The organism is Pseudomonadota bacterium, assembly GCA_039196715.1.
Classification (GTDB): Bacteria; Pseudomonadota; Gammaproteobacteria; order CALCKW01; family CALCKW01; genus CALCKW01.
In genome coordinates this window covers 1-25,524 of sequence record JBCCUP010000007.1, presented here as the reverse complement: position 1 = coordinate 25,524, position 25,524 = coordinate 1, and the positions used below count along the sequence as shown (strand labels likewise).

The 25,524-nt window shown below is 66.0% G+C and carries 27 protein-coding genes; 7 read left to right on the top strand and 20 right to left on the bottom strand.

The annotated features are described in order from the left end of the window. Positions 1 to 19: 19 nt before the first annotated feature. From AAGA11_04615 to leuC, 10 genes are all read right to left on the bottom strand, one after another. The gene (locus AAGA11_04615; protein ID MEM9602120.1) at positions 20 to 499 is read right to left on the bottom strand and encodes a D-Ala-D-Ala carboxypeptidase family metallohydrolase; all 480 of its coding nucleotides are present in this window, start codon (positions 497 to 499) and stop codon (positions 20 to 22) included. Positions 500 to 614: 115 nt separating this feature from the next. Next, positions 615 to 1,610: a hypothetical protein gene (locus tag AAGA11_04610; GenBank protein ID MEM9602119.1), complete on the bottom strand. Its 996-nt coding sequence runs from the start codon at positions 1,608 to 1,610 to the stop codon at positions 615 to 617. 42 nt (positions 1,611 to 1,652) lie between these two features. Then, a complete protein-coding gene (locus tag AAGA11_04605; protein MEM9602118.1) occupies positions 1,653 to 3,437 on the bottom strand; it encodes an acyl-CoA dehydrogenase in 1,785 nt (594 codons plus the stop codon). A gap of 28 nt (positions 3,438 to 3,465) precedes the next feature. Next, positions 3,466 to 4,296 carry a M48 family metallopeptidase gene (locus tag AAGA11_04600; GenBank protein MEM9602117.1) on the bottom strand — a complete coding sequence of 277 codons (831 nt, stop codon included), beginning with the start codon at positions 4,294 to 4,296 and terminating at the stop codon, positions 3,466 to 3,468. After that, positions 4,297 to 4,746, bottom strand: a complete 450-nt coding sequence (locus AAGA11_04595; protein ID MEM9602116.1) for a heavy metal-binding domain-containing protein — start codon at positions 4,744 to 4,746, stop codon at positions 4,297 to 4,299. Positions 4,747 to 4,749: 3 nt separating this feature from the next. Then, the gene (locus AAGA11_04590) at positions 4,750 to 5,064 is read right to left on the bottom strand and encodes a YbjQ family protein (GenBank protein ID MEM9602115.1); all 315 of its coding nucleotides are present in this window, start codon (positions 5,062 to 5,064) and stop codon (positions 4,750 to 4,752) included. A gap of 124 nt (positions 5,065 to 5,188) precedes the next feature. After that, the gene (locus tag AAGA11_04585) at positions 5,189 to 5,878 is read right to left on the bottom strand and encodes a fumarylacetoacetate hydrolase family protein (protein MEM9602114.1); all 690 of its coding nucleotides are present in this window, start codon (positions 5,876 to 5,878) and stop codon (positions 5,189 to 5,191) included. Positions 5,879 to 5,942: 64 nt separating this feature from the next. Beyond that, on the bottom strand, positions 5,943 to 6,602 hold the full coding sequence (locus tag AAGA11_04580; GenBank protein ID MEM9602113.1) for a glutathione S-transferase N-terminal domain-containing protein: 660 nt from the start codon (positions 6,600 to 6,602) through the stop codon (positions 5,943 to 5,945). A gap of 53 nt (positions 6,603 to 6,655) precedes the next feature. Further along, on the bottom strand, positions 6,656 to 7,297 hold the full coding sequence (gene leuD / locus AAGA11_04575) for a 3-isopropylmalate dehydratase small subunit (protein MEM9602112.1): 642 nt from the start codon (positions 7,295 to 7,297) through the stop codon (positions 6,656 to 6,658). 19 nt (positions 7,298 to 7,316) lie between these two features. Then, on the bottom strand, positions 7,317 to 8,717 hold the full coding sequence (leuC, locus tag AAGA11_04570) for a 3-isopropylmalate dehydratase large subunit (GenBank protein ID MEM9602111.1): 1,401 nt from the start codon (positions 8,715 to 8,717) through the stop codon (positions 7,317 to 7,319). Positions 8,718 to 8,813: 96 nt separating this feature from the next. On the opposite strand from leuC, the gene AAGA11_04565 reads away from it, so the two are divergent. After that, a complete protein-coding gene (locus tag AAGA11_04565) occupies positions 8,814 to 9,698 on the top strand; it encodes a LysR family transcriptional regulator (protein ID MEM9602110.1) in 885 nt (294 codons plus the stop codon). A gap of 12 nt (positions 9,699 to 9,710) precedes the next feature. Here the strand turns inward: AAGA11_04565 and AAGA11_04560 are convergent, their stop codons facing one another. Both AAGA11_04560 and AAGA11_04555 read right to left on the bottom strand, forming a co-directional pair. After that, complete coding sequence (locus tag AAGA11_04560; GenBank protein MEM9602109.1) at positions 9,711 to 10,721, bottom strand: GlxA family transcriptional regulator; 1,011 nt, start codon at positions 10,719 to 10,721, stop codon at positions 9,711 to 9,713. Positions 10,722 to 10,887: 166 nt separating this feature from the next. Further along, positions 10,888 to 12,447, bottom strand: a complete 1,560-nt coding sequence (locus tag AAGA11_04555) for a trimethylamine methyltransferase family protein (protein MEM9602108.1) — start codon at positions 12,445 to 12,447, stop codon at positions 10,888 to 10,890. 276 nt (positions 12,448 to 12,723) lie between these two features. On the opposite strand from AAGA11_04555, the gene AAGA11_04550 reads away from it, so the two are divergent. Further along, positions 12,724 to 13,440 (top strand): TetR/AcrR family transcriptional regulator, encoded by a 717-nt coding sequence (locus AAGA11_04550; protein MEM9602107.1) that lies wholly within the window; start codon positions 12,724 to 12,726, stop codon positions 13,438 to 13,440. Here AAGA11_04550 and AAGA11_04545 read toward each other — a convergent pair. The 4 genes from AAGA11_04545 to AAGA11_04530 form a co-directional block, all read right to left on the bottom strand. Further along, positions 13,422 to 14,573: a primosomal protein N' (replication factor Y) - superfamily II helicase gene (locus AAGA11_04545; protein MEM9602106.1), complete on the bottom strand. Its 1,152-nt coding sequence runs from the start codon at positions 14,571 to 14,573 to the stop codon at positions 13,422 to 13,424. The two genes, AAGA11_04550 and AAGA11_04545, sit on opposite strands and share 19 nt — an antisense overlap. Positions 14,574 to 14,583: 10 nt before the next feature. Next, a complete protein-coding gene (locus tag AAGA11_04540) occupies positions 14,584 to 15,663 on the bottom strand; it encodes an SPFH domain-containing protein (GenBank protein ID MEM9602105.1) in 1,080 nt (359 codons plus the stop codon). After that, entirely contained in the window at positions 15,660 to 16,838 is a 1,179-nt protein-coding gene (locus tag AAGA11_04535; protein ID MEM9602104.1) for a toxic anion resistance protein, read from the bottom strand. Before AAGA11_04535 ends, AAGA11_04540 begins: the two co-directional genes overlap by 4 nt. 94 nt (positions 16,839 to 16,932) lie before the next feature. Beyond that, positions 16,933 to 17,796: a 5-bromo-4-chloroindolyl phosphate hydrolysis family protein gene (locus AAGA11_04530; protein ID MEM9602103.1), complete on the bottom strand. Its 864-nt coding sequence runs from the start codon at positions 17,794 to 17,796 to the stop codon at positions 16,933 to 16,935. Between the two features lie 273 nt (positions 17,797 to 18,069). On the opposite strand from AAGA11_04530, the gene AAGA11_04525 reads away from it, so the two are divergent. Then, positions 18,070 to 18,261 carry a Trm112 family protein gene (locus tag AAGA11_04525; GenBank protein ID MEM9602102.1) on the top strand — a complete coding sequence of 64 codons (192 nt, stop codon included), beginning with the start codon at positions 18,070 to 18,072 and terminating at the stop codon, positions 18,259 to 18,261. Positions 18,262 to 18,282: 21 nt separating this feature from the next. On the opposite strand, the gene AAGA11_04520 is transcribed toward AAGA11_04525, so the two are convergent. Next, the gene (locus tag AAGA11_04520) at positions 18,283 to 18,921 is read right to left on the bottom strand and encodes a hypothetical protein (protein ID MEM9602101.1); all 639 of its coding nucleotides are present in this window, start codon (positions 18,919 to 18,921) and stop codon (positions 18,283 to 18,285) included. Positions 18,922 to 19,153: 232 nt separating this feature from the next. Continuing rightward, entirely contained in the window at positions 19,154 to 19,462 is a 309-nt protein-coding gene (locus tag AAGA11_04515; protein ID MEM9602100.1) for a DnaJ family domain-containing protein, read from the bottom strand. 59 nt (positions 19,463 to 19,521) lie between these two features. On the opposite strand from AAGA11_04515, the gene AAGA11_04510 reads away from it, so the two are divergent. Further along, positions 19,522 to 20,610: a PA0069 family radical SAM protein gene (locus tag AAGA11_04510; GenBank protein MEM9602099.1), complete on the top strand. Its 1,089-nt coding sequence runs from the start codon at positions 19,522 to 19,524 to the stop codon at positions 20,608 to 20,610. Positions 20,611 to 20,622: 12 nt separating this feature from the next. Here AAGA11_04510 and AAGA11_04505 read toward each other — a convergent pair whose 3' ends face one another. Next, positions 20,623 to 20,964, bottom strand: a complete 342-nt coding sequence (locus tag AAGA11_04505) for a hypothetical protein (protein ID MEM9602098.1) — start codon at positions 20,962 to 20,964, stop codon at positions 20,623 to 20,625. Positions 20,965 to 21,067: 103 nt separating this feature from the next. Then, complete coding sequence (locus AAGA11_04500; GenBank protein MEM9602097.1) at positions 21,068 to 22,249, bottom strand: MFS transporter; 1,182 nt, start codon at positions 22,247 to 22,249, stop codon at positions 21,068 to 21,070. 111 nt (positions 22,250 to 22,360) lie between these two features. Here AAGA11_04500 and AAGA11_04495 point away from each other — a divergent pair, with 111 nt between their 5' ends. The 3 genes from AAGA11_04495 to AAGA11_04485 all read left to right on the top strand — a co-directional run bounded on the left by AAGA11_04495 (position 22,361) and on the right by AAGA11_04485 (position 25,453). Next, on the top strand, positions 22,361 to 22,924 hold the full coding sequence (locus AAGA11_04495; GenBank protein MEM9602096.1) for an EndoU domain-containing protein: 564 nt from the start codon (positions 22,361 to 22,363) through the stop codon (positions 22,922 to 22,924). Continuing rightward, positions 22,921 to 23,238, top strand: a complete 318-nt coding sequence (locus AAGA11_04490; GenBank protein MEM9602095.1) for a hypothetical protein — start codon at positions 22,921 to 22,923, stop codon at positions 23,236 to 23,238. Before AAGA11_04495 ends, AAGA11_04490 begins: the two co-directional genes overlap by 4 nt. Positions 23,239 to 23,434: 196 nt before the next feature. Continuing rightward, positions 23,435 to 25,453 carry a tandem-95 repeat protein gene (locus tag AAGA11_04485; GenBank protein ID MEM9602094.1) on the top strand — a complete coding sequence of 673 codons (2,019 nt, stop codon included), beginning with the start codon at positions 23,435 to 23,437 and terminating at the stop codon, positions 25,451 to 25,453. Positions 25,454 to 25,524 lie beyond the last annotated feature (71 nt).

Genomic DNA, 25,524 nt, shown 5'->3' with positions numbered 1-25,524 from the left:
CCGATCGCGTGACCGCGTTTCAGGCGAGCTGCCGACTCTCCCCCACCGGCAGGTTGCCGTCCGTCAGGCGGGTGTGGTTGTTGCCGAGCTTGTGCGAGGTCATGACATGCCGTTTGGGGACGTCGCCGGGCCGGGGCGCCTGCACGTGCGTCCACCGCCCGAACTCGTGCACCACCACGTCGAACGGCAAATCCGACCTGGCGATGCAGTCGGTGAGCTCATAGGGACCCATGCTGCACACCCAGATATCCGCCGCCAGGCCCTGGATGTGTGCGGAATTTCGCGATCCGGCCACCTCGCGGTTGAGCCGCGGGCTGCGGTACCCGCTGGTCACGACCACAGGCCTGCCGATGCGGTCTCGAAGCGGCTGCAACACCGAGTGGACGAGGTGGCGCAGGTTGGGCAGTTTGATATCCGGAATCCGGTTGTCGAATCCACGCCGAACCGCAACTTGGCTGAATTCGAATTCTTCCAGGATGAAGTGTTCACTGAGTTGCACAGTGCAGCGTCCTTGTCGAACCGAGCACCGACATTTTGCCAGAAAAGTCCAAGTTGCGTCTTGATTCAAATCGGGCATGTCGGACCTGTACAGCGGGCCTGACAGGCCGCCAGTGTCACTTCAGCGAACGCCGCAACAGGGGAGCGTATCGCCCTTCTGACGTCAGCAGGATGGCTTTGCCATCGTGGGTGAATCCGATCGATTCCGACTGCAACAGTCCATGCTCGCCAAGTGGCTGGGGCGGCCTTGCCAAGGCTGACACCCAGTCTTCGCCATCCACACGCGTGTACAGCCACGCCGCGCGGTGACTGAGCACCGCGGCGTGTCGGCCATCGGGGCTGACGTCGAAACCGGTGGGCCCACGTCCGTGAACACGCAGTTTGAAATCGAACCAATCCCACAGCGAATCGCGTCGCGTCGGCAGATACAATGTCCCAAGTCGGCTGGCACGCACCGTGGTCGGGGACCCGGCCGACGCGTCGAACACCGAAGACAGGGGCACGCCGTAAACATGCGGTGTGGGGTCACGCTTGCTGATCAGGAGCACCTGGGCGTGGTCGGCATCGACCGCAACCGCTTCGATGTCGCGAGGCCCATCGTCGAGCACAACCTCGACAACGCGGGGCGTCGCCACCACATCCGTCGGCCGCCCCCCCGGATCGGCCAGCCGAGGCTCGCGCACGAGGTACAGCCACAGGCTGGGGTATCGACCGTAGTTGTCGCCGACGTCGGCCACAATCAGCCAGGGCTCGCCCTGCCAACGCGCTGCCGCAAGCGACTCCCAATCCCGGTTCCACGACCCCGACAACAACACTGCGCCCTGTGATTGCCCGGTTGCGTCCTTGGCGTACACCCGTGGCACACCGTCGTCGTTGATGAACCAGAAGCGGCCCGGCTCGATCAGCGACCCGACCAGCCCACTGGTCTCATCAAGTTGCCATTGGTTCAGCCAGCCTGACCGGATGTAGCCGTTTTCAGTGGCATCGACTCGGCTCTGCGAGAAGACACCCACACGCGGGGCAAACGCAATCAGGCCCACCGCCAACGCCCCGAGGTAACACGCGTAGCGCACGCACCGCGCAGCGGCCTGCGCCCGTCGACTGAACTTCATGGTCCGGTGTTGGCGTCGACCGCGTGCGGGGCGCCAGCGCGCCTACATCGCAGCCTCGTCTAGCAGCGCGACGGATTCGCCCGCGCCTCGAGCGGTTTGCACCAGGCCGAAAACGTCGGACAGCACGGCGGCGCCGTAGTAGCGTGCCAGCGCAATGCGTGTCGAGAGGAACGCGGTGTCAGCACCGGGCTCGCCGAGAGCCGCCGTGGCGCGCTCGGCAGACCGTGCGTGCATCCAACCCCCGAGCAACACGCCGGTGGCCATCATGAAAGGCACCGCGGCTGCGGGGGCGTGGTGCATCGCCCGGTCCTCGGACAGCATCCATTTTGCCAAGTCAGACACCTCGTCACAGGCTTCCCGGAGCTGCTGGCCAAGCTGCGCCAGCTCGGTGTCAGACGCACTCGTGAGGGCAACCGACTGCGCCTCGACTTCGTCGAGCAGCGCCAGGTAGGCGGCGCCGCCGTCGCGGGTAAACTTCCGGCCAATCAGGTCGTTCGCCTGAATACCGGTGGTGCCTTCGTAGATTGTGGTGATGCGCGCGTCGCGGTAGAACTGCGCTGCGCCGGTCTCCTCGATGAACCCCATGCCGCCGTGGATCTGCACACCGTCGTAGGTCACCCGCTGCGCTGTCTCGGTACACCACCCCTTGACCACCGGAGTCAGCAACGCACCGCGGGTGTCCGAGGCCGCGCGCACCTCAGGGGCATCCGCGTGGCGGGCGAGGTCGTAGGCACAAGCCGCCTCGAGCCCCAGCATCCGCATCGCCTCCGTGCGCGAGCGCATGTCCATGAGCATCCTGCGTACGTCGGGGTGGTTGATGATGCCGCGCGAGCCCTCAGCGCCCGCGAGCATCGCCTTGCCCTGCACGCGGTCGCGCGCATAGACCAGTGCGTGCTGGTAGGCGCGCTCGGACAGCGAATAACCCTCCATGCCCACCGCGTGCCGTGCAGCGTTCATCATCGTGAACATGCACGCCAGGCCCTCGTTCTCGCGACCGATGAGGTAGCCCACGGCGCCGTCGTTGTCGCCGTAGCTCATCACGCAGGTGGGGCTGCCGTGGATACCGAGCTTGTGCTCGATCGACACGCAGCGCAGGTCGTTGCGCTCACCCGGGTTGCCGTCCGCATCAAGCAAGAACTTCGGCACCAGAAACAACGAGATGCCTCGGACCCCGTCAGGGGCGTCAGGGAGGCGCGCAAGCACCAGGTGGCAGATGTTCTCGACGAGGTCGTGTTCACCGTACGTGATGAAGATCTTCTGACCGGAAATGCGGTAGTGATCGCCTTCCGGCACGGCGCGGCTGCGGAGCGCCGCGAGGTCGGTACCCGCCTGCGGTTCGGTCAGGTTCATCGTGCCGGTCCACCGGCCCTCGATCATCTTTTCGAGAAACTGCGCCTTGAGTGCAGCGGATCCGTGTTGCTCGAGCGCCTCGATGGCACCGTGGCTCAGCAGCGGACACAGACTGAAGGCCATGTTCGCCGATTTCCACATTTCGTTCACACAGGCGCCAACCGCATATGGCAAGCCCTGCCCTCCGAACTCCGGACTCGCAGAGAGCTGCATCCACCCGGACTCGTAGAATTGCGTGTAGGCCTCTTTCCAGCCATCGGGCGTGGTGACCGAGCCGTCATCCCAGCGCGCACCCTGCTTGTCGCCGGCATGGTTGATTGGCGCCAGCACGCCCTCGGCGAACTTGGCTGCCTCATCGAGCACGGCGTCGACCAGGTCATCCGTCGTCTCAGCAAAGGGGCTCTGCTGCTGAACCTCGGCGAAGCCCGCCGTCGCGAGTGCCCAGCGAATGGTGTCAAGCGGTGCACGGTAGGTCATTGATGCGTCTCTCCAGGAACAATGCGCGCTATTGTAACGGCAATGGCAGTGGCGTCACCGGTCCGAGCGGACGCGCGCGGTCCGCAATCAGCGCATTGGCGTCGTCGATGCGCGTGGCGACGTCCGGGTGACTGGCAAAATAGTGCATCGGCTCGAGAAAGTTGCGCTCGCTCGGCGCGGCATCGCGCAGGGTTTCGAAGAACTCGAGCGCCCCACCGACGTGGCCGTAGTGGCAGTGGACGGCCGCGAGCGCCGAGGCGTCAGCAGCGCTTTCTCGCGCCCGGGAAAACCGCGCCTGCCCCGCCATCGAGGCCGGTGAAAACACCGCGTTGAGCGAGGAGTCCGAGCCGAGGACCACGGAGCTCATCACGGTCAACACAATGCCGCGTCCAAGGCCACGCAGGTGGTCACGGTTCGCAAAGTGCCCGAGTTCATGCGCCAGGACAAACGCGAGACCGTTCTCCGATGCCACCTGCTCAAGCAGGCCACGCGTGACAATCATGCGCCCACCCGGCAACGCGAAGGCGTTGGCCATCGGGTTGTCGGAGAGGGTCACGTCGATGCGGTACCCCGGGTCGAGACACGCTTGCAAATCATTGACGAGCGACTGCAAGACGCGCTCGGCCTCTGACGCCGTCTCGTTCGAGAAGGCCTCACCAAAATGCGCAAACAGGCTGCGTTCCGTTTCGGGCTCGACCCAATCCACTGCGCGATCGATCAACAGACCGAGGATGCCGTAGGCCACCGCGAGAAACAGCAGCGCCGCACCGAGCAGCACGACGAACTCCTGCAGCGGCGACTGGTGACTGACGTTGACGTTGTCCTCACCAATCGGCTCACGACCGCCACGGTAGGCCATTCAGACGCCTTCCGCGTAGATCGCCGTGCCGTAGGCCAGCACCTCGACCGAGCCGATCCCGTTGCCACGGCCGGTGTGGATAGACGACGTCTCGATCCGCAGGTTGACGATTTGCGAGGCACCCGGGCACTGCTCCTTCAAGCGCAAGACGGCCTCGCGTCGTGCGCGGTCAACCAGCGACTCGTAGGATTGCACCGTGCCACCAAACAGGGCACGCAAGGTGGCGACGACACGCTTGAAGTAGTCGACCGAGATGACCACGCTGCCAGCGACCAACTGGGTTCGCTCGACCGACCCGAACGGCACGCCTGGCGTGTCACCGCTGACGGTCGGCAGCCTTGCCAGCAGACGCTCGCGCTCGGCGATCGAGCGGTAATGGCGCGATTCGGCGTAGCGCCCAAAGCCGAAACCGAGCGCCATCAGCACCACGAAAATGATCAGCTGCGTCATGCCCTACTCCACGGTCACGGCGGTGCCGTAGACGTAGATCTCCGCGGCACCGGCCGCGACCGAGCTGGTGGAGAAACGGACGTTGACAATGGCGTTCGCACCAAGCTGCGCCGCTTGGTGCTGCATGCGACGGATCGCTTCGTCGCGCGACTCGCCCAGCAATTCGGTGTAGCCGCGCAACTCGCCGCCGAAGATGTTCTTGAGTCCGGCCATGATGTCGCGGCCAGCGTGCTTGGTCCGCACGGTGCTGCCGGACACCACGCCGAAGCAGGTGGTCACGGCCTTGCCGGGCACGGTCTCGATGTTGGTCATGATCACGCGCGTTGTCCTTGTTGTTTGCAGACGTATTAGCCAGGCCCGCTCAACGGCAGCCCAGCGCACAGGTGCAAAGCAAGGATAGTGCGCGCGCGGCCGCGCGGCCGACGCGTCGCCGCGGCCGCCGTCAGCTCAGGGTCCAACCGGCGCGATCGACACCGTCCACCCACACCTCAAGGCGCTGCCCGCGCTCGACCGGGCCGACGCCCGAGGGGGTTCCGGTGTAGACGAGGTCACCGGCCTTGAGTTCGATGAGCTTGGCCAATTCGCGCAGCATATCCGGCAGCGACCAGACCATGTTGGCTATGTCATCACGCTGGCAGACTTCGCCGTCGCAGCTCAAACCGATCTCACCCCGGCCGGGGTGGCCGATCTCGGAGGCGAGGTGCAACTCGGAACACAAGGCGCTGGCATCAAAGGCTTTGGACATGTCCCAGGGACGACCGCGTTTCTTGGCCTCGGCCTGCAGGTCTCGCCGCGTGAGATCGATGCCAACGCCGTAGGCCAACACCGACGCGAGCACACCGGTCTCGGACGCACCGGGGGGCACGCTGTCGCCGAGGGCCGCCACCAGCTCGACCTCGTAATGCAAGTCCGAGGTACCCGGTGGGTAGGGCACTGATGCGCCGGGGCCGACCACCGCGTCGGCCGGCTTGGTGAAGAACAGCGGTTCTTCCCGTGCCGGGTCACCGCCCATCTCGCGGACATGCTCGGTGTAGTTCTTGCCGATACAGAACACGCGTCGAATCGGAAAGAAAGCCTTGGAACCGGCGACGGGCAGCCGCGCAACCTCGGGTGTCGGGATAACGAAATTCATGCTGCGCTCCAGGTAAAGCCCGCGTCGATCCGGTCACACGCGTGCCGACGCAAGGCGTAGTCCATCAGTCACACACGCGCTCGCTGGCCGCGACCCGCTGGGTCTCTGCCAGGGCGTCTCGTGTCCAGGCTTGCAGATCGTCGCGCGCCTCCATGGCACGCGCCCACGGATCGATGTCTGCCGGCAGGCGCACACCGTAGGTGCGACAGCGACTGAGCACCGGCGCGTAGAAGATGTCGGCTGCCCCATAGACGCCGCACAGCCAGGGCGACGCGTGGCGCGATGCACAGGTCGCCAACCCGTGCGACATCCAGGCGAAGATGCGCTCGAGGTCCGCCTCGGCCGCCGGGGGAACGGCAAAGTTCGTCAACCGACGACCGAGGTTGCACACCATCGCCTCTCGCAGCGCCGTGTACCCGCTGTGCATCGCCATGACACCGTTCAGGGCGTGGGCATACGCGTCCGGATCCGTGGGCCAGAAGGTTGCGCCGTAGCGCGTCTCGAGCCACGAGATGATCGCCAGGCTGTCGGCAACCGTGACACCGTCGTCAACCAAGGCCGGCACTGTGCCGTTCGGACACCGTGATGCAAGCAAGGCATCGCCCTCCGGGGTGTCGAGCCAGACCGGGGTCTCGCTGAACGTCACCCCGGCGTGGGTGAGTGCCAGGTAGCCCCGCATGGACCACGACGAGTAGCGTTTGTTGCCGTGCAGCAATTCCAACACCTTGTGACCTCCAACGCCGGCAGCGGGTGCGCGTCAGGCACCGGCCCGGCACCTCAACCGGTGAACAACCAGGGCGCGGACTGCGCACGCGTGGCCTCGTACGCACGGATCTCGTCTGCGTGCTGCAGCGTCAAACCGATTTCATCGAGGCCCTGCAGCAGTTTGTCGCGTCGCGTCGGGTCGGTCTCGAAGCCGAACACCTCACCGCCCGGTGTCGTCACCTGCTCGGCCTCGAGGTCCACGGTGAGGCGGTAGCCCTCGGCCGCTGCAACCTCGGCGAACAGCTGGTCGACGGTTTCCTCCGCCAGGATCACAGGCAACAGGCCGCTTTTGTAGGCGTTGTTGAAGAAGATGTCGGCAAAACTCGGCGCGATCACCACACGGAAACCGTACTGGTCAAGCGCCCAGACCGCGTGCTCACGCGACGAGCCGCAGCCGAAGTTCTCACGCGCCAGCAACACTTCCGCCCCGTGGTACCGTGTCCGGTTGAGCACAAAGTCCGGGTCGGGCCGACGCGAGTCGTTGTCGATCTCTGGCCCGCCTTCATCCAGGTAGCGCCAATTGTCGAAGAGGTTCGGCCCGAAGCCCGACCGCTTGATCGATTTCAGGTATTGCTTCGGGATGATCGCATCGGTGTCGATGTTGGGAAGGTCTATCGGCGCGACCAACCCATTCAGTGTCGTGAAAGCTCGCATGGTGTGCTCCCAGTGAGGACTAGTACTGTCGCGCGTCGACGAAATGGCCGGCGATGGCGGCCGCGGCGGCCATCGCGGGGCTGACCAGGTGGGTCCGCCCACCCGCCCCCTGACGGCCTTCGAAGTTCCGATTGGACGTGCTCGCGCACCGCTCACCGGGTTCAAGGCGGTCCGGGTTCATGGCCAGACACATGGAGCAACCGGGCAGGCGCCACTCGAAACCCGCAGCGGTGAAGATGTGGTGGAGCCCTTCGGCCTCGGCCTGCTCCCGCACGAGACCGGACCCGGGCACCACCATCGCCTGGGTGACGCTCCGGGCCACCTTGCGGCCCTTGATGACGCTGGCAGCCGCACGCAGGTCCTCGATGCGGGAGTTGGTACAGGAGCCAATGAACACGCGGTCGACGGGGATGTCGGTGATCGCGGTGCCGGGCGCAAGGTCCATGTACGCCAGCGCTTTGCGCATGCCCGCCGCACGGGTTTCGTCCGACTCGGCCGCCGGATCGGGCACGTGACCGTCGACTGGCGCGACCATCTCGGGCGAGGTGCCCCAACTGACTTGCGGCTGGATGTCTTCCGCCCGGATGTCAACCACCTTGTCGTGCACGGCGTCGTCGTCGGAGCGCAGGTCGCGCCAGGCTGCGATGGCACGCTCGGCAACCTCCCCCTTGGGCGCAAAGGGCCGGCCCATGACGTAGTCGATGGTGGTGTCGTCAACCGCGATCATGCCCGCACGGGCGCCGGCCTCGATCGACATGTTGCAGACCGTCATGCGGCCCTCCATCGAAAGGGCACGGATTGCACTGCCGCCGAACTCGATTGTATACCCCGTGCCGCCGGCGGTGCCGATCGCACCGATGATGTGCAGCACGATGTCTTTGGCGGTCACGCCCGGCGCGGTCTCACCATCGACCCGCACCAACAGCGATTTGGACTTCTGTTGCGGCAGGCACTGCGTTGCAAGCACGTGCTCGACCTCCGACGTGCCGATGCCGAAGGCGAGCGCGCCAAAGGCGCCGTGCGTCGAGGTGTGCGAATCGCCACACACCACGGTCATGCCCGGCAGGGTCGCACCCTGCTCCGGGCCGATCACGTGCACGATGCCCTGACGCACGTCGCCAATACCGAAATACGTGAGATCTTGCTCGGCCGCGTTGTCGTCGAGGGTCTCGACCTGCAAGCGCGCGGTCGGATCCGATATGCCATTGTTGCGGTCCGTGGTCGGGACGTTGTGGTCGACCACGGCGAGTATCGAGCGCTTCCGCCAGACCGGGCGTCCCGCCAGCTTGAGGCCCTCAAAGGCCTGGGGCGACGTGACCTCGTGGACCAGGTGGCGGTCAATGTAGAGCAGCGCGGTGCCATCGGCCTCGCGCACCACATGGCTCTCCCAGACCTTGTCATACAGTGTTTTGCCCGCCACCGATCGTCTCCTCGGGTGTCATCACCCCATTTTGTGCCCGGTTCTGCAATAATTCAAATTCATCTTTTTTATTTCAAGCATAGCTATTGGTAATAGATGGACATTGCAAACCTACGTGCGTTCATTGCCGTCGTGGAGACCGGGTCGTTCTCCGCGGCTGCGGCACAGTTGTTTGTCAGCCAGCCGGCCGTGAGCAAACGCATCGGTGCCCTCGAGGCCACGACAGGCCACAAGCTGTTTGACCGGATTCACCGACGTGCGTTGCTCACGCCCGCAGGGCGGACCCTGCTGCCCACCGCGCGGACCGTGCTGGCAGAGCTCGAAAGCTGCCAGAGCCACCTCGACAGCCTCAACCAGACGGTTGCCGGCCACTTGCACATTGCCACAAGTCACCATATCGGATTGCGCCGATTGCCCGCGCTGTTGCGACGATTCATCGCCGACCACCCTGCGGTTGACATGAACCTGCAACTGATGGATTCCGAAGACGCGGTGACGCGTGTCGCCGACAACACGATCGAACTCGCTGTCGTGACGCTGCCGCTGGTGCCGCCTGCCGGTGTGGTGACCGAGCCCGTGTGGGTAGACCAACTCCGCGTCGTGGTCGCACTGGACCATCCGCTGGCAAACGTCAGTCAACCGCAGCCCGAGCACCTCGCTGCCTACACGGCCATCCTCCCGGCGCGCACCACCGTCACACGGCACATCGCAGACCGCATTCTCTCTGACCAATCGCTGCGCGCCGCCCACGTCATGGAAACCAACTACCTCGAGACCAACAAGGTCCTCGCCGCGGCCGGCCTCGGCTGGACACTCGTACCCGAAAGCATGGTCGACGAACAACTCTGCACCCTGGACATACCGCAGCTCACGGCCAGTCGCACACTGGGTTTCGTGGTGCACCAACACCGCACACTGGGCAGCGCAGCCGAGCACTTCGCAGCACTCCTGCGCAGATCGAGAAGCGAGAATACCCACTGAGCCACGGCACCTTCAGCCGGCGTTGCCGTCCACCTTGCCCAGACTGATGGCTCCGAGACCGGCTGCACGGCGACGCTCGTCGCGCGGCGGGATACCGTACACGTCGCGGTAGCACTTCGAAAAATGGGGGGCGGAAATGAAGCCGCACGCGAGCGCCACTTCGACGATCGGCAGGCTGGTTTGCAACAGCAGCTGGCGTGCGCGTTCGAGCCGCAATTCGAGGTAGTACCGTGTCGGCACGACGTCGAGGTACTTCTTGAACAGGCGCTCAAGTTGCCGACGCGACAGACCGATGTGGTGCGACAACTCGCTCAGGGTCATCGGCTCCTCGATGTTGGCTTCCATCAGGGAAACCGCTTCGGTCAACTTGGGTTGAGCCGAGCCGATCCGGTGTTTGAGCGGCATGCGCTGGCGGTCCTCGTCCTGCCGAACACGCTCGCAGATCAGCAATTCCGAGACTTCGTTTGCAAGCTTGGCTCCGTGCCGCTCGCGGATGTCGTGCAGCACCATGTCGAAGGAAGAGGTGCCACCGGCGCAGGACTGGCGATCCCGATCGATCTCGAAGATTTTCGGCGAGGCGATCAGGTTCGGGAACTCCTCGCGCAAACCGGCGAGGTTCTCCCAGTGGATGGTGCACCGGTAACCGTCGAGCAGACCGGCCTTTGCCAGCAGGTACGCACCCGTGCACACGCCACCGAGGATCATCTTGCGCTCGGCAAACCGACGCAACAGGGCAAGCACCGCAGGCGTGCTCTGCCGCTGCACCTCCATACCGCCACAGACCAGCAACACGTCGACATCGAAGGGCTGGTCGGCGGCCTGGTCGGGCTGCACCGTCACCCCGCTGCTGCTGACAACAGCTGCCGAGGTGAGCCCGAAGGTGCGCCACTGGTAGTGCGGCTTGGCTGCGCACCGGTTCGCCGCCCGCAACGCGTCGATCGCGACGGCATACGGCATCAACGTGTAGTTGGGCACCAGCAGGAAGCCGTACCGTCGCGGCGCGGGCAGTGTTTCTGTGGACACAGGCAAAGGCTCCGGTTACCGGATACCGACGCGATCAGCTGGCCAGAACCGGCTGAAACCAAACTGGGCGCGTGTCGGGCGTTCGCCGGAGTGTAGCAACACTTCGGCGCCCGCTACACGCCGACGGGCTCGAGGCAACAGCACCGCCTGCAATTGCGACTCGAGCTCAGTAGTTCGCGTCGGGGAAGGCGGCTTTTCGCTCCGCGATGAAGGCGAGCAGGGCCTCGTCCACGGCCGGGTCGATCGGCGGCGGCTCGTAGGCCGCGAGCGCGGCTTTCCAACGGGCGTTGGCCCGCTGCGCCGCGTCGAGGCTGCCGTCGCTCTGCCACTGCTCGAAGCTGTTGTTGTCGGCGATGGACGAGTTGTAGAACGCGGCCTGAAAATTGGCCTGAGTGTGGGCACAGCCGAGAAAGTGCTGGCCCGGGCCGACTTCGCGGATGGCGTCCAGGGCCTGGCCGTTGTCGCTGAGGTCAACGCCGGCCTGGAACTTCTGAATCATGCCGGCCTGGTCTGCGTCCATCATGAACTTTTCGTAGCTCATGACCAGTCCACCCTCGAGCCAGCCGGCGGTGTGCAGCATGAAATTGACGCCGGCCAGCATCGCGGTTTGCAGGGTGTTGGCGGCTTCGTAGGCCGCCTGGGCATCTGGCAGCTTGGATGCACAGAGACCGCCGCCCGAGCGAAACGGCACGCCGAGCCGGCGGGCCAACGCGGCGGCGACGTACATCACCAACGACGGTTCCGGCGAGCCGAAGGTCGGCGCACCCGATTGCATGCTGATCGAACTCGCAAAGGTGCCGAACACGGTGGGTGCGCCGGGCTTGACCAACTGCACGAACGCCATGCCCGCGAGTGCTTCGGCGAGGATCTGCGCGGCCGTGCCGGCCACGGTCACCGGAGACATGGCGCCCGCCAGGATAAACGGCGACACCACGCAAGCCTGGCCATTCTCGGCGTACACCTTGGCCGCGCCGAGCATGGTGTTGTCAAACACCATCGGGGAGTTCGCGTTGATCAGGTTGATCAGCACACAGCGTGGCTCGGCGGTGTCGGGGTCCAGGAAGGCGTCGCCGAATGCGATTTTCGCCATGTCGACCGAGTCCTGCGCGCGCTCGGGTGCCGTGACCGAGCCCATGAACGGCTTGTCGCTGTAGCGGATGTGGCTGTACAGCATGTCGAAGTGCCGCTTGTTGACCGGCAGGTCGACCGGTTCGCACACGGTGCCACCCGAGTGGTGGAGCGACGGTGCCATGTAAGCGAGCTTGACGAAGTTGCGGAAGTCCTCGATGGTGCCGTACCGCCGACCGCCGTCGAGGTCCGACACGAACGGTGGCCCGTAGGCCGGGACGAGGACGGTGGCGTCACCCCCGATCTGGACACTGCGCGCCGAGTTACGGGCAAACTGGGTGAAAGTGCGCGGCGCCGAACGCTGAATGATCTCCCGGCACAAGCCGGGCGGGCAGTGCACGCGCTCGCCGTCGACCCGTGCGCCCGCGGCGCGAAACAGCTCGAGCGCCTCGGGAAATTCGCGAAACTCGATGCCCACTTCGTCGAGGATCGCGTCCGCGTTGGCTTCGATCTGTGCAAGCCCGTCTTCGCCGAGCACCTCGTACGCGGGCACCTTGCGCACGATGTACGGTGCCGTGGCCGTCCCCTGTGCACTTGCACGCGCCTTGCGCTCTGCCCGGCCCGCCCCACGGCGTCGACGCGGTGAATCCCCAGCCATGTGTTGGCTCCAGATGGTGAACCCGCGAAGTATGCGGAGCCGGTTCGGGTCGGAGTTGCCTGTCTGCGACTGGCCACTGCCGAAGCGCGTCGCAAAGAGACAACCCGAGGTGTGCTCCGACGACCGAACCCGGCACCCCGTCGCCGGGTCGGAACCGGCCAGTTGGCCGGACTCGCCGCGGCGACCGCAGGGCGCGTGACCCGCCACGGCGAGGCGTCCCGAGGACGCTGCTACCATGGGCGGGGTCCCAAGCCGCACACGGACCGTGCGAAACCGATGACATCCACTGATCGAAGGCAACGCGAGCGCACACGGCGCGCCGACGCGATTCTCGAGCACGCCACCTCCCTGCTCAACGCCGTAGGCGTCGAGGGCTTCCAGATGGAGCGACTGGCGCGTGCCGCAGACTGCGCCAAGGGCACCCTGTACTGCCACTTTCCAAGCCGCGAACACGTGATCGTGGCGCTGGCGAACCGTGAGTTGAGCGGGTTGCTCGACGTGCTGCGCACCGCCACCCGCCCCCACACCTCGCCCACCGACCGCCTGATTTCGGCCTTCGAAGCCGCCTGCCTGTGGCGCGAGGCGGAACCGCGTTCGGTGCTGTGGCACGCCGCCCGGTACCTGCCCCACATCCGGGCGGTCGGTGAGCCGGGTGCGGCCACGGCAAACACCTATTGCCGTTTGCGTGAACGACTGACACGTCGGTTCTGCGAGTGGGTGGACGACGCCCGATTGCTCGGGGAGCTCGACGAGGTGCAGAGCGACAGTCGGCAGATCGGGCGTGCGATGGTGGCCTTGTTGTCGGTCGCAGACCACGCTGACGCGGACGTCGACACCGGGCCCGGTACCGCAGACACGCGGCTGCTGTTCTGGCACCTGATCCACAGCCTGGCGGCGCCTGGCCTGAAAGCCAGCCTGCTCGAACGCTGTGCACGCGTGGAGCAGCGGACGCGCGCAGCGTGCGCGGCACCCGCTCAGACCAGCTGCCAGTAGCCCTCGGCGTACGCTAACCACGCCCCACCCGCCGCCGCCGCACACCCGACCGCAACGGCCAGGCCGATTTTCACAACACTCCACGGGCGCTCGCCGGCAACCTTGGCCGTGGTCGCGTTCACCAAGAAGCGGTAGCGCGACCCGCCAAACTGATACGACGCCATCCAGACCGGCAACAACAGGTGTTTGAAAGTGGCGCCCTTGTGGCGTGTCTGCAGCGAGGTGATCCGCTGAAAATCGCCGCCGATGTCGCGCTTGACGTCACCCTCGATAACGCCGCGCATCACGCGCTGGGCAATGTCGAAACCCTCGTCGAGCGCAACCTGGTAGACCTCACTCTGCGATCCACTGAGCCAGTGCGGCTGGTAGGGCACCAGCGCAGCGAGGTCCCAGGGCGCAAGGCGGTCGGTGATCTGGCGCGGCAGCGTCCGGCTCGCGCCAACCAGCACGTCATCGAAATGCCGTCGCACCTGACCGCTGGCCGGGTACCACTTGACCTTGGTCACCCGGCGCACCTGGCGAACCCGACGGCCCTTGCGTGTCACCCAGACCGTCCGCCGCTCGGTGTAGGCCACCCCGCGCTGCCCGCGGTACGCTGTCGATGTCTCGCTGTCGTAGGTCCAGTACGGCAGGAACACGGCGCTGAAACGCTGGTCGGTCTCGGCGAGGCGCTGCAAGGCCGAGGGAGCAAACCACAGCCCACCAAGCCAGGCCTGGCACGCCCGCTTCGCAGCCGCCTCGTCCACCGTCATCGGCAGCACCGACTCGGGCTGGAACGCGCGGTCCGATGCGGTGTCGAGCACCACCGGTTCCCCACAGAACACACACTCGCCTGCATGCGTGTCGAGAGCGAGGTCGAAGCGTGCGCCACAGCTCTCGCAGCGCACGTGTGTCGCACTGCGGTCGGTGACCACGGGCACATCGAGCTCGCGCAGTGCATCGGCGAGATCGTGCTCGAGTATCGGCCGTGCCGGTGTGGCGATCGCGTTCTCGAAGCCGCAGTAGTCGCACGCCAGTGCGCGCGTACCGATAGCGTAACGCAAGACCGCCCCACACTGTTCACAGGGAAACCGTGTACCCCGATCAGGCGCATCGACGACCGCAGGTGCACTGGCCTGCCGGTTGGCGGTCATCGGGTTGCGGTCACTGCGGCAGCGGTGGAGGACTCGACGAGGAAACAAGCGCCGACACCGCAGGCACGTCGGCCGCCGCTTTCCACGCGGGCATGCCGTCGCACCACACGAGGGTCGCTGCGTCGAGCTCGCCCGCGTCGGCCATGGCCTTGAGGCTGTCCAGCGCGAAGGGTCCCGTGGCCTGTCCGTCGCGCGCCACGTGGAACGCGGCGCGCGGCAGCGGAGGCGGCACGGCCGCGGGCCCGTGGCCGACGAGTTGTCTGCCCATGGCGATACCGGCACCGATGCCCACGCCCGCGCCGGCCGCGCCACCGGGGTTTTCAGCAGCGGCCTCCAGCGCGGTCGCCGACTGAAAATCGAAGTAACGGCCCAGATCGCCCACCACGCCCATGCTGGTGCGTTTGTCCAGCGCCGCCTCGACCGCACTCGGCAACGAGATGTTCTCGACCGTCAAGTGCGGCACGTCAAGCCCGTACTCATCGAACATCCCCGCGAGCGACTCGCCCAGGTAGCCACCGAGTTCCGGGTAATGCGCGGCGAGATCCAGCGCTGGAACGCCCGAGGAGGCGATCACGCTGGCAAAGCCGCTGGCGATCAGGTTGCGCAACTGATCGCTGATTTCATCTACGGAAAAGACCCCGTCGGTGCCGACGATTTCCCGCAGGAACCGGCTCGGTTCGGAGATGCGGACGGTGTACGTGCCAAAGGCCCGCAGGCGCACGGGGCCAAACTCCGCGTCACGCATCATCAGGGGATTGCGCGTTCCCCATTTGAGGTCGGTAAACCGGCGCGTGTTGCAGAAGTACACCTCGGCCTTGAACGGGCTCTCGAAGCCGTGCGGCCAGGCTTGCAGCGTCGAGAGCAGCGGAAGGTTCTTGGTGTCGAGCTCGTACATGCCCGGACCGAGCACATCCGCCACCTGGCCCTCGTTCACGAACACCGCTGTCTGCCCCTCCCGGACCGTGAGCTTGGCGCCGAACTTGATCTCGTTGCCGTGCCGAGGGAACCGCCACACCATGGTGTCCCGACTGTCATCGATCCAATCGATGACATCGACGAACTCGCCGAACAGTCGGTCGAACAGACTCACGCCACGGGCTCCGCGGTCGCCGGCGTTGAGGATGCCTTGGTCAGGGCATCACGCAACTCTGACTCGAGGCGACCCAGCTCCACTTCAGCCTCCGCACGACGGCGCTTGCCCTCGTCGGCAATCTGCAGGCTCTCCTCGATGCTCGCGAGCAGGTCAGCGTGCGCCTTCTTGACCGACGCCATGTCGAACACCCCGCGTTCCATCTGCTCACGCACTTCGCGGTTGCCAGTGCGCAGGTTCTCCGCGTTTTTCTCGAGCAGGTCGTTGGTCAGGTCGGTGGCGGCCTTGACGTCCCGTGTGACCTTCTGCGACCGGAAGATTGCGACCGCCTGAGCGAGCTGATTGCGCCACAAGGGCACGGTGTTGACCAGAGTCGAATTGATCTTGGTGATCAAGCCCTTGTCGTTCTCCTGCACCATGCGAATGCTGGGCAGGGCCTGCATCGCAACCTGGCGCGTCAGCTTCAGGTCGTGCACACGCCGCTCGAGATCGTCGCGCCGGGCGTGCAAGTCGCGCAGCTCCTGGGCCTTGAGCACGTCGTCGGCACTGGCCTCGACCTCGGCCTTGAGTGCCGGCAGGGTCACCTCGTCACACTCGGCGATTTCGGCTTCGCCGGCGGCGATGTAGAGCTCGAGCGTGTGGAAGTAATCGAGGTTTGCGTCGTACAGACGGTCGAGCGAGGCAATGTCCGTCAACAACATCGTCTTGTGTGATTCGAGCGTATCCGTGATGGTCTCGATCTGCGGCCGCACGGTCTCGTACTGCTGGATGAACTTCGCCATCGGCTTGCCGCGCCCGAGGATCCAGTTGATGAACCGACCGATCAGCCCCGGCGACGCGTCCGGCTTGAGCCCGTCCACGTCGAAACCCCGCAGCACGGCGACCATGTCGTTGAGCGAATCCCCCGCTGCCCCGAGGTCCTTGTTGCGCACGCCCTCGAGCATGCTGTCCGACACCGTGGTCAGCTGCTCCTGCGCCTTGCTGCCGAAGAACAACACCGAATTGCTGTCGGCCATGTCGATCTCGCGGCGCAGCGCGTCGATGGCGGCACGTTGTTCGTCGTTGGCATTCGACAGGCTGATCGGCTGCTCGTTGAGGACGTCCAGTCCCGTTGCAGCCGTGGATTTCAACGCGCGTTCCAATGCGCCCTGGGTTTCCGTCGAGAGCTCAGCCATGAGATGACTCCATCCTGTTGTGCGTTCGTGGGTTGTCGAGGGGGGTGCGGACGGCACACCGCTCGCTTCGGCACCGTGCCGCGCTGCGCGCGCGTCAGGCGATGCCCTCTTTTTCCAGTTGCAGCTGCAACACTTCAATTTTCACGTCGAGGTCGTGCAGGTCGTTCTCCAACAGCTTGCTGCGCTGCTCCTCGAGCACCGACTCGATCGTTTCCAGCACACGTCGGAAGTTGTCCGACAGCGCCAGCTCCGAGCCGGCCGCGAGGGCTTGCGCGCGGGCGTAGCCGGCGGTCACCTGTTGTGCACCGTCGAGGTAGACCTTGAGAAACTTGCGCGCCCGTCGGAGATCGCGCGGGTCTTCCTCGATGATGTCGAGGACCGTGCGGGCGCCGTCGGCAATACGGTGCAACCGCTCACGCAAATCGGTGTTGCGAAACGACGCCGCCACGCTCTCGATCGACTCGATGCGCGCTTCAGCCTCGTCGATCACATCCAGCACTTCCTCTGCCGTCACGCCGACAGCCGGTGCATCGGACAGCTTCCGACGCGGGTCAGCGCCGTAGCGGAGGGTGTGCCCGATGGCCGCCACGCCGGCAAACAACAGCGACTGCACGACACCGAACCCCGTGCCCCACCAGGCAGCACCGAAAACCCCTGCCGACAGCACCGCCGCGCCGAACGCCTTGTAGGGCACGACGCTCGCGCGACGGACAATCTTCCGTCGCTGGGCGGCCAACTCGATCTGGATGCCGCGCCGGGTCAGGTTGGCAGCAAGCATGCAGAGGCCGAACCCCGTACCGAGCGCAACGGCCGGCACGATCAGCCCGCGAGCGAGCGCGATCATGCCAGCAAACAACAACGGCACCGGCAACGCGTAGAGCAGCAGGCCCTTCGCGCCCACCCGTCTACCGCGAGCCGCCGCCGGTCCCGCGCCGCCGATGCGTCGCGCTCGGCTCACGCGCCACCCGGGGAGATGAACGCGGGACAGGACACCAACATGAAGGTCAGGAACAACAGCAACAGACCGACGAAGCCTTTCAAGGCGTTTGGCATGGACACACCGGCAGTGCCAAGCCGGGTCCGCTCGGCACACTTCAGGATAATGCCGAGATCATACCACCCCACCCTTTCGGTCGGCGTTACTGAACCGTAGTGCCGCCGGGCGCACCGGCAAGGCACCTGCAGGGCCGCTCTGGCATACTGAGCCGCCCCCACACTGCGGTGCCTCGCCGTGATCGACAAACGCCTTCTCGGGATCCTGCGCTGCCCGGTGTCACGCGCGCCGCTGGTGTTGCACGAGATGGAGCTGTGGTGCCGACAAAGCGGCCTCGCCTACCCGGTGCGCGACGGCATTCCGGTACTGCTCGCGAACGAGGCGCGCAGCCTCAGCCTGGACGAGATCGACCAGTTGCCGGACACCTGAGCGCCCGGTGCACCGCGCGCGTCAGAGCGCTTCGTTGACGATGGTCGAGACACTCTCGATGTGGTTCTGGTCGTCGCCGACACGACGGCGCGCCTGAACGTAGACGGCTTCATCGAGGTTTCGCACGTAGTGCACCGAGCGCCCGTTGGTGATCACCTGCCAGCTCGAGCCTGCGAAATCGTCCCGGCTGGCCACACGCACGTGCGTCGGTGCGTAGCCGCTCGTGTACGTCTGAATCTCCACACGACCGCTCTCCCTGTCGGACAACAGGACGTCCACCCCGGTGATCTCGATGCCGGCCCTCGGCGCGAGCGCGCTGGGGTTCACGAGACAGGTCGGCGCGGCGCGGCCGGGCTGCATGTCGAGCTCCAGCTGCAGGTCGAAGCGGCGAGCCGGTTGCTCGATGTCGACGTTCGCGTAGCCGCCGCGCGAGATGCTCAGCCGGTGCGCCCACACCGGTGCCTGCAGGCGCGCCACGCCGTCAGCGTCCGTGCGCGCGCCGGCAAACAGCGCCGTGTCCTGCTGCGTGCCGAGACAGACTGAGGCCCCTTCGACCGGAAAGCCGGTGAGACGGTCCACCACCTTCACGTTCAGCTCGCCCGCCGTTGCCGCGCTTGCGAGTAAGAGGCTGGCCAATCCGAGGCTGTGGAACCGTGTCATGTTGATCTCCGCTGAATACGCGTGTGCCGCGTCGGTGCGCGCCAGTTGCCGTGGCCGCGACAGTAGTATTGGGAGGAGACATCATAGTGTGCGCCGGATCACAGTTCGGCGGCACAGTGCGAACCGCAGCGCATTCGCCGGTGCCGTTGTGAAGTGGGTGTTACGCCGCAGGCCGCGAAGATCCCGGACGTGTCGGTAGGCTGACAGCGAGCCACAACCACTGGCGTTTTGCTCAGCGGTTGTGGTGCCGGTCCAGCGCGACAATGAGGGCCGCGATGCGCGCCCGGTGTCCTCGCCGCTGCTCGGGGGGCAGACCGTCGGGCGGCACACGGCGCAACCTGGCCAACTCGCGCAGCCGTGCGACGTCGGCGGGCACCGCACCGGCGTGTTTCAGCACGCGGTAGAGGGCCCGCACCTCGCTCGGCACGTGCCGATCGGTGTCCAGATCGAGCGGCGAGCCGGTGTTGACGAGGGTTGCCGGGTCGCCGCGTTCGATGGCCTCCGCGATCTTGCGTTCGGCAAGCTCCGTCAGAAAAAACATCCCGTCGCCCGACCCCACCTGATAAACTGGATATCCATACAGTATTTGGGAGCGCCACCGTGTCCAGAGCCACTTCCCAGCCCATCACCGGTCGGGGCGCACTCTCCAACCCCGACGGGCGTTACGAGACGCGCACGCACCACGCCGTCGACGATGGCTGGTTCACCGACCGCTCACGCCCCACCGCCACCCGGTGGCGCGACGAGACTGCCCGCCGCATCATCTCACGCAACGCCTCGCCTGATGTCCATTTCGACCGCTCGGTCAACCCTTACCGGGGGTGCGAGCACGGTTGCGTCTACTGCTTTGCGCGGCCAACACACGCGTTTCTCGGCCATTCCCCCGGGCTCGACTTCGAGCAACTGCTGTACGCCAAGCGCAATGCCGCGAGCGTGCTCGAGCGCGAACTGGCCAACCCGCGCTACCAGGTGGCACCGCTCGCCCTCGGCGTGAACACCGACGCCTACCAACCGCTCGAGCGCACACTCAAGGTCACCCGCCAGATTCTCCACGTGTTGGTGGAGACGCGACACCCGGTCTACCTGATCACCAAATCGTCGCTGATCGAGCGCGATATCGACCTGCTGCAGGACCTCGCTCGCGACAATCTGGTCTCTGCCGCCATCAGCATCACCACGGAGGACACCGAGCTCTCGCGCCGCATGGAGCCAAGAACCGCAAGTCCGGCACGGCGGTTTCGCACACTGGCCACCTTGGCCGACGCCGGCATACCCACCCGATTGAGCCTGTCGCCGGTCATTCCGGCGCTCAACGAATCGGAAATCGAGTCGATCGTGATGCGCGCCGCCCGCGCCGGGGCGATGGCCGCACACTACGGCCTGCTGAGACTGCCACACGAATTGCGCGCGCTGTTCCCCGAATGGCTTCGCGCTCACTACCCGCTGCGCGCCGAGCGCGTGCTCAAGGCGATTCGGTCCGTGCGGCCGAGCAGTGAAACCGGCCTGAACGACGCCCGCTTCGGCCACCGCCAGACCGGAGAAGGCCCGCGTGCACAGTTGATTCAGGACCGCTTCGACGCCGCCTGCAAACGGGCGGGTATCGCGCACAACAGCCGGATGCCCGCGCTCAACTGCCGTGCCTTCACCGCGCCGCAGTCGATGCGGCAGCTCGCGTTGTTCGGCAGCTGAGAATCCGGTGGATCAGATCCAGCCGGCGTCGGCTTCCTCGCCGTAGCCCAGGGCACTCCAGCCACGGGCCAGGCGAAACAGGTACCAGGCCCAGAACGCGATGAAGACCAGCAGGCCGATCGCCTGCCAGCTGTGCATGATCAACCCGAGCGCCAGCAGGCCGGTCACCACGGTGATGAACCGAACCTGAAAGTCGGTGTGCGACTGCAGCCAGGTGCCGTTCGCAGCCGCGCGCGTGGTGAACAACAGGTAGACGCCCCACAAGGTGAACAGCGGCATGAAGAAACCCAAGGTGAACCACAGGTAGTTCCGCTGCACGGACTGGTACAGGGCCTGGTCAGTTTCGGCGGTCATGTTGTCCTCAAACACCGGTTATAACCCGCAAATTCTAGCGGCCTGACGCCGCGTTTGCAGCAAAAACCGTACAGCGAGGCAACCGGCTGCAGCGCGCGCACGATCAGGACGGTTGCAGGCGTGCGGCCGGTTGTGCGCGTGACAGCACCCAGAGCACGCAAACGTAGGCCGGCACAGCGAGCCAGAGCATGCTTTGCCAGCCGAGCAACACGTGCAAGGCACCGGCCGCAAGCGCACAACACGCGACCGAACTGAACACGATCAGGTCATTGACCCCCTGCACGGTGGCCTTCTCTTCCGGTGCATAACAGGTGGTCAGGAGGCTGGTGCCGCCGACGTACAGAAAGTTCCAGCTGACACCGAGCAGCACCAGCGCGAGCCAGTACTGCCAGAAGCCCTCCCCGGTCAGCGCGGTCACCACACCGCCGAGGCCGATGAGGGCACCCGCGGCGATCACGCGGTGCACGCCGAATCGATCCGTCAACCGGCCGGTGAAAAACGACGGCAGAAACATCGCCACGACGTGCGCCTGAATCACCCACGCAATCTCGGTGAACGCGAACCCGGCCGCCTTCATGGCGAGCGGCGTCGCGGTCATGAGCAGAACCATCATGGCAAAACCCACCGTTGCCGACAGCACGGCCAGCCGCATCGCCGGTGCTTGCCAGAGTTCGGCGAATCGACGCCCCCCCCGGCTGCTCTCGGTGCTGGCACGACCGCCGTGTCCAAGTGTCGACACGGCCAGTCCGATCAGCAAATAGGTGACGGTGACAACCAGAAAGCTGCCTGCAAACTCGGCGCCGGCGATGGACTCTCGGGTCAGGGCTGCGATATTCGGACCGAGAAAAGCCGCCACTATGCCGCCGGCCAACACATAGGAAATGGCGCGGTTGCGGGCATCGGCGACCACGGACTCGACCGCCGCAAACCGGTAGAAATTGCCGAAACCGTTGTGCAATCCGAACAGCGCCGTGCCGAGACAGAACAGCCAGAAATGCCGGTCGACAATGCCGATGTAGGCAATCACACCGCCGAGCACACCCAGCACCGCCGCGAGCAGAAAGCCACGCTTGCGCCCCCAGCGCGCCATGAAGAACGACGCCGGTGCAGCGCACGCCATCGTGGCAATGTGCTTGAGCGCGGCCGGCAGGGTGGCGAGCATGGGGTCATCTGCCAGCGCCACGCCCACCAGGGCCGCACAGGCCACCACCAGCGCGTTGGTGCTGGTCATCAGTCCCTGACAGACGGACAAGGTAAACACGGTGCGGGTCAGCGCACGGGCCATGGCTCTCTCTCTTCGCACACGCGGGCGTGTCGAAAGTGTAACCGCTCGCCGCACCGCACTGTCCAAATCAGCGGTGGTACCATCGCCCTCTTCCGCTTTGCGACGTGTCCCATGCAACTGAAGAAACTGGCCCTCGGCCTCGGCGCGCTCGTGCTGGTGGCGCTCGGCGTCAACCCCGACCAGGCGCAAAAGCTGGTGAGGCTGCTCGACTCGGGCACGCAGACACAGGTGCAAGCCACCGGCCCGGCGCTCACGTCGAGCGTCGTCTCCGGGTCGAAGTGGTCCGACACCGCACCCGCGATCAACCTGCACCACGTGTTCGACGGCGAGATCAACCGCAGCGGCAAGCCGACCGGTTACCACGCGCGTCCGGGCGGCAGCGACCCCGCGGGTGCGCGCGTGGTCTCGGTGCGCGACGGCCCCAACCGGCACGGCGTCTACACCGCGACCATCGCGGTGCGCGACGGCGACCGGTGGAAGGAAAAGTTCTCGAGCTTTTTCCCCGACGACCTGAGCCGACAGGAGGTCGTGTCGATCATCCTGCACGCTTTCGAAAACAGCGAGAATCCGCGGGCGCAACCCTGGCGAGGTCCCTCGGGCCTCGGCTTCGATGTCCAGGGCTACACCTTGCGCGACGGTGATATCAACACCGCCTTTCCGGTGTATCAGCGGTGACCGAACGCAACGCCATCACGTTCTACCGTGACGCAACCGGCCAGCCGCGTGCGGGCGGTGCCGACACGGCACTCGCCACGTTCCTGGAAACCGACTGCCAGGGCAGCGAGCACCACACTGACGCGATCCTCGCCGCACTGGACACGGGCCGGGATGCCGTGTTCACCGGAAACGCCCACGAACTTCAGCTCAGCGGCGCGCGGGCGACGATCACCCCGCTGGCACACGAGGACGCCGCTGTGCGGCAGCTCTCTACCGCCACCCTGGCGCGCGCGCTGCGCCGCTGGCGCGATTTCACTGCAGCGCCGCCGTGACAACGCGCCAGTGTGGCGCAACTGAAGCAACCCGGCACGGCGGAGTTCGCCGTTTGAATCGCCTTGCGTTACACATCTGTATGCCGCAACGCCACGGTATCCCCTGCGCGTGCGTGACGGTTTACACTGGTCACGCCCGGGCTGGACGGCTGCTCAGCGCACAGCCGGGGTGCTGGCAAGCTCCGGGGGAGAGCGCATGATTGAACGGTTGGTGGACCCGCGCACGTGGACGGTGCTGTTGCTCACCGTCACGCTCCAGGCCTGCTCGTGGGTCGACGGCACCGGCAAGCAGACCAACACCACGCCCGAGATCCAGCTGGATCAACCCGTGCGCGTGTACACCGAAGGCGACACCGCCCGTATCCCGGTCAGCGACGACGACACGGTGTCAGCCCGCTTCACCCTGACCGGATCGGGGCCGTCCGTCGCGGGCGCCTGCGCCGAACAGTTCCTGCCGGCCGAGAGCGCCGCCGACCTTGCGGCAGCCTGCGTCGGTTACATCACGGCCGAGCAATGCTCCGTTGCCTTCGCGCAGGACGCCACCAACCCGAACGAGTTCGTCGCCTCGATCCCGGCACTCACGCGGTCCGTGGCGCAGCGCTACCTCATTGAAGTCCAGGACCAGACCGGCGCCGAAGACGTGCGCGAAGTCGACCTGTGCATGGTGGCGGTCAACACCGCGCCGATCGCACAAGCTGACACGGCCTACCAAGTGGTCTACAACGGCACGCTCGAACGCACCGACCAACGCTACGACGAGGCCTGCAACGTGGTTTCCGGCGACGGCGTGCTCGCTAACGACACCGACGATTTCGACGCTGGCAGCGCCAGCAACACTGGGCCCGATTGCCTGCACGCCGAACTCGTCGAAACACCCTATCCGGGGTTCGCCTTGAACCCCTTGGGCGGCTTCAGCTTCCGCTCAGACGGCACCGTCGGTCCAGGCGGGCGCCACACCTTCAGCTACCGGGCCACCGACGGCGAACTGACGTCCGCGGTGACGACCGTGAGCATCCTCGTCACCGGCCAAAACAACCCGCCGAGCTTGCCCGCGGTGATCACGGTGCAGGGGCGTGAGAACACCGCGGTGGGCATCGACGTGCTGTCGCGCGCGACCGACGAATCGGACTCACTGTCGATCCGCTCCGTGACCGACCCGGCCAACGGCACCGTCGTCACCAACAACGACGGCACGCTGCGCTACACGCCCAACCTCGATTTCATCGGCAGCGACAGTTTCATCGTCACCATCTCGGATCCCGCTGGCGAAACGGCCAGCACAGAGGTGCGCGTCGACGTCGCCGAAGTCAACGACGCACCGACGGCGTCCAACCCGGGAGGGCAACGGTTCACCTACAGCGGCAACCCGACGAGCGTGCCGGTGCGCGAGCTGACACTGACAGTTTCGGATCAGGAAACGCCGGCCAGCGCCTTGCAAGCGCGCGTGTCGAGCAGCGACAGTTCAGTCGCCACGGTCCGCGTCGGGGGCGGCATCACCGCGGCCGGGCAACTGGGTCTGCTGATTCAGCCGGTCCGCGACGGCACGGTGACCCTGTCGGTGACAGTGACGGACCAGGCGCTGAGCGGTGCCTTGCCCGCACAGTCGACCCGCGTCGAGTTCACCGTGCGCATCGACGGCATCAACCGGGTCCCGGTGGCCGTTGACGACCGTTTCGACGTGGTGACCGGCCAGTCGACGTCACTCGATGTGCTCGCGAATGACGACGATCCCGACGGCGACAGCCTGCTTGTAAACCGCATCGTCTCCGGACCGACCTTTGGCAGCGCCCGCGTCGAGGGCAACGCGGTCGTCTTCAGTTCCGGTGTCGGGCGGGTCGGCGCTTCGACGCTGGTGTACGAGGTGTCCGATGGCCGCGGTGGCACGGACACGGCCACCGTGGTGATCACGGTGAACCCGCCGCCGAACCAGCCGCCCACCGCCACTGACGACGCCATCACGCTCGCCAGCGGTGCCAGCGGCGCGGTCAGCGTCGCCGACAACGCGACCGACCCCGACGGCGACACGCTCAGCTACACGATCACCAGCGCCGGCGGCCTGCCGAGCGCCACGGTCAACGCCGCCGGACTCGTCAGCGTCACCGCACCGACCGTCGCCGTGCTCAGCACCTTCAACGTCGGCTACAGCGTCGACGACGGCCGCGGCGGCACCGCAGCAGCCACCGTGGTCGTCACCGTCAACCCGCCGCCGCCCTGATCGCGCTTGCGCGCGCCGGGTCCGTTCGCGTGCAATTGGTCAAACCGCGGCCTGCGCGCCACAAAACTCAT

What these genes read in the sequence shown, in the direction of transcription:
- AAGA11_04610 (MEM9602119.1), bottom strand. Translation starts at nt 1,610, where the DNA reads ATGAAGTTCAGTCGACGGGCGCAGGCCGCTGCGCGGTGCGTGCGCTAC.
- AAGA11_04605 (MEM9602118.1), bottom strand. Translation starts at nt 3,437, where the DNA reads ATGACCTACCGTGCACCGCTTGACACCATTCGCTGGGCACTCGCGACG.
- AAGA11_04600 (MEM9602117.1), bottom strand. Translation starts at nt 4,296, where the DNA reads ATGGCCTACCGTGGCGGTCGTGAGCCGATTGGTGAGGACAACGTCAAC.
- AAGA11_04595 (MEM9602116.1), bottom strand. Translation starts at nt 4,746, where the DNA reads ATGACGCAGCTGATCATTTTCGTGGTGCTGATGGCGCTCGGTTTCGGC.
- AAGA11_04585 (MEM9602114.1), bottom strand. Translation starts at nt 5,878, where the DNA reads ATGAATTTCGTTATCCCGACACCCGAGGTTGCGCGGCTGCCCGTCGCC.
- leuD (MEM9602112.1), bottom strand. Translation starts at nt 7,297, where the DNA reads ATGCGAGCTTTCACGACACTGAATGGGTTGGTCGCGCCGATAGACCTT.
- AAGA11_04565 (MEM9602110.1), top strand. Translation starts at nt 8,814, where the DNA reads ATGGACATTGCAAACCTACGTGCGTTCATTGCCGTCGTGGAGACCGGG.
- AAGA11_04555 (MEM9602108.1), bottom strand. Translation starts at nt 12,447, where the DNA reads ATGGCTGGGGATTCACCGCGTCGACGCCGTGGGGCGGGCCGGGCAGAG.
- AAGA11_04550 (MEM9602107.1), top strand. Translation starts at nt 12,724, where the DNA reads ATGACATCCACTGATCGAAGGCAACGCGAGCGCACACGGCGCGCCGAC.
- AAGA11_04545 (MEM9602106.1), bottom strand. Translation starts at nt 14,573, where the DNA reads ATGACCGCCAACCGGCAGGCCAGTGCACCTGCGGTCGTCGATGCGCCT.
- AAGA11_04535 (MEM9602104.1), bottom strand. Translation starts at nt 16,838, where the DNA reads ATGGCTGAGCTCTCGACGGAAACCCAGGGCGCATTGGAACGCGCGTTG.
- AAGA11_04520 (MEM9602101.1), bottom strand. Translation starts at nt 18,921, where the DNA reads ATGACACGGTTCCACAGCCTCGGATTGGCCAGCCTCTTACTCGCAAGC.
- AAGA11_04515 (MEM9602100.1), bottom strand. Translation starts at nt 19,462, where the DNA reads ATGTTTTTTCTGACGGAGCTTGCCGAACGCAAGATCGCGGAGGCCATC.
- AAGA11_04505 (MEM9602098.1), bottom strand. Translation starts at nt 20,964, where the DNA reads ATGACCGCCGAAACTGACCAGGCCCTGTACCAGTCCGTGCAGCGGAAC.
- AAGA11_04500 (MEM9602097.1), bottom strand. Translation starts at nt 22,249, where the DNA reads ATGGCCCGTGCGCTGACCCGCACCGTGTTTACCTTGTCCGTCTGTCAG.
- AAGA11_04495 (MEM9602096.1), top strand. Translation starts at nt 22,361, where the DNA reads ATGCAACTGAAGAAACTGGCCCTCGGCCTCGGCGCGCTCGTGCTGGTG.
- AAGA11_04485 (MEM9602094.1), top strand. Translation starts at nt 23,435, where the DNA reads ATGATTGAACGGTTGGTGGACCCGCGCACGTGGACGGTGCTGTTGCTC.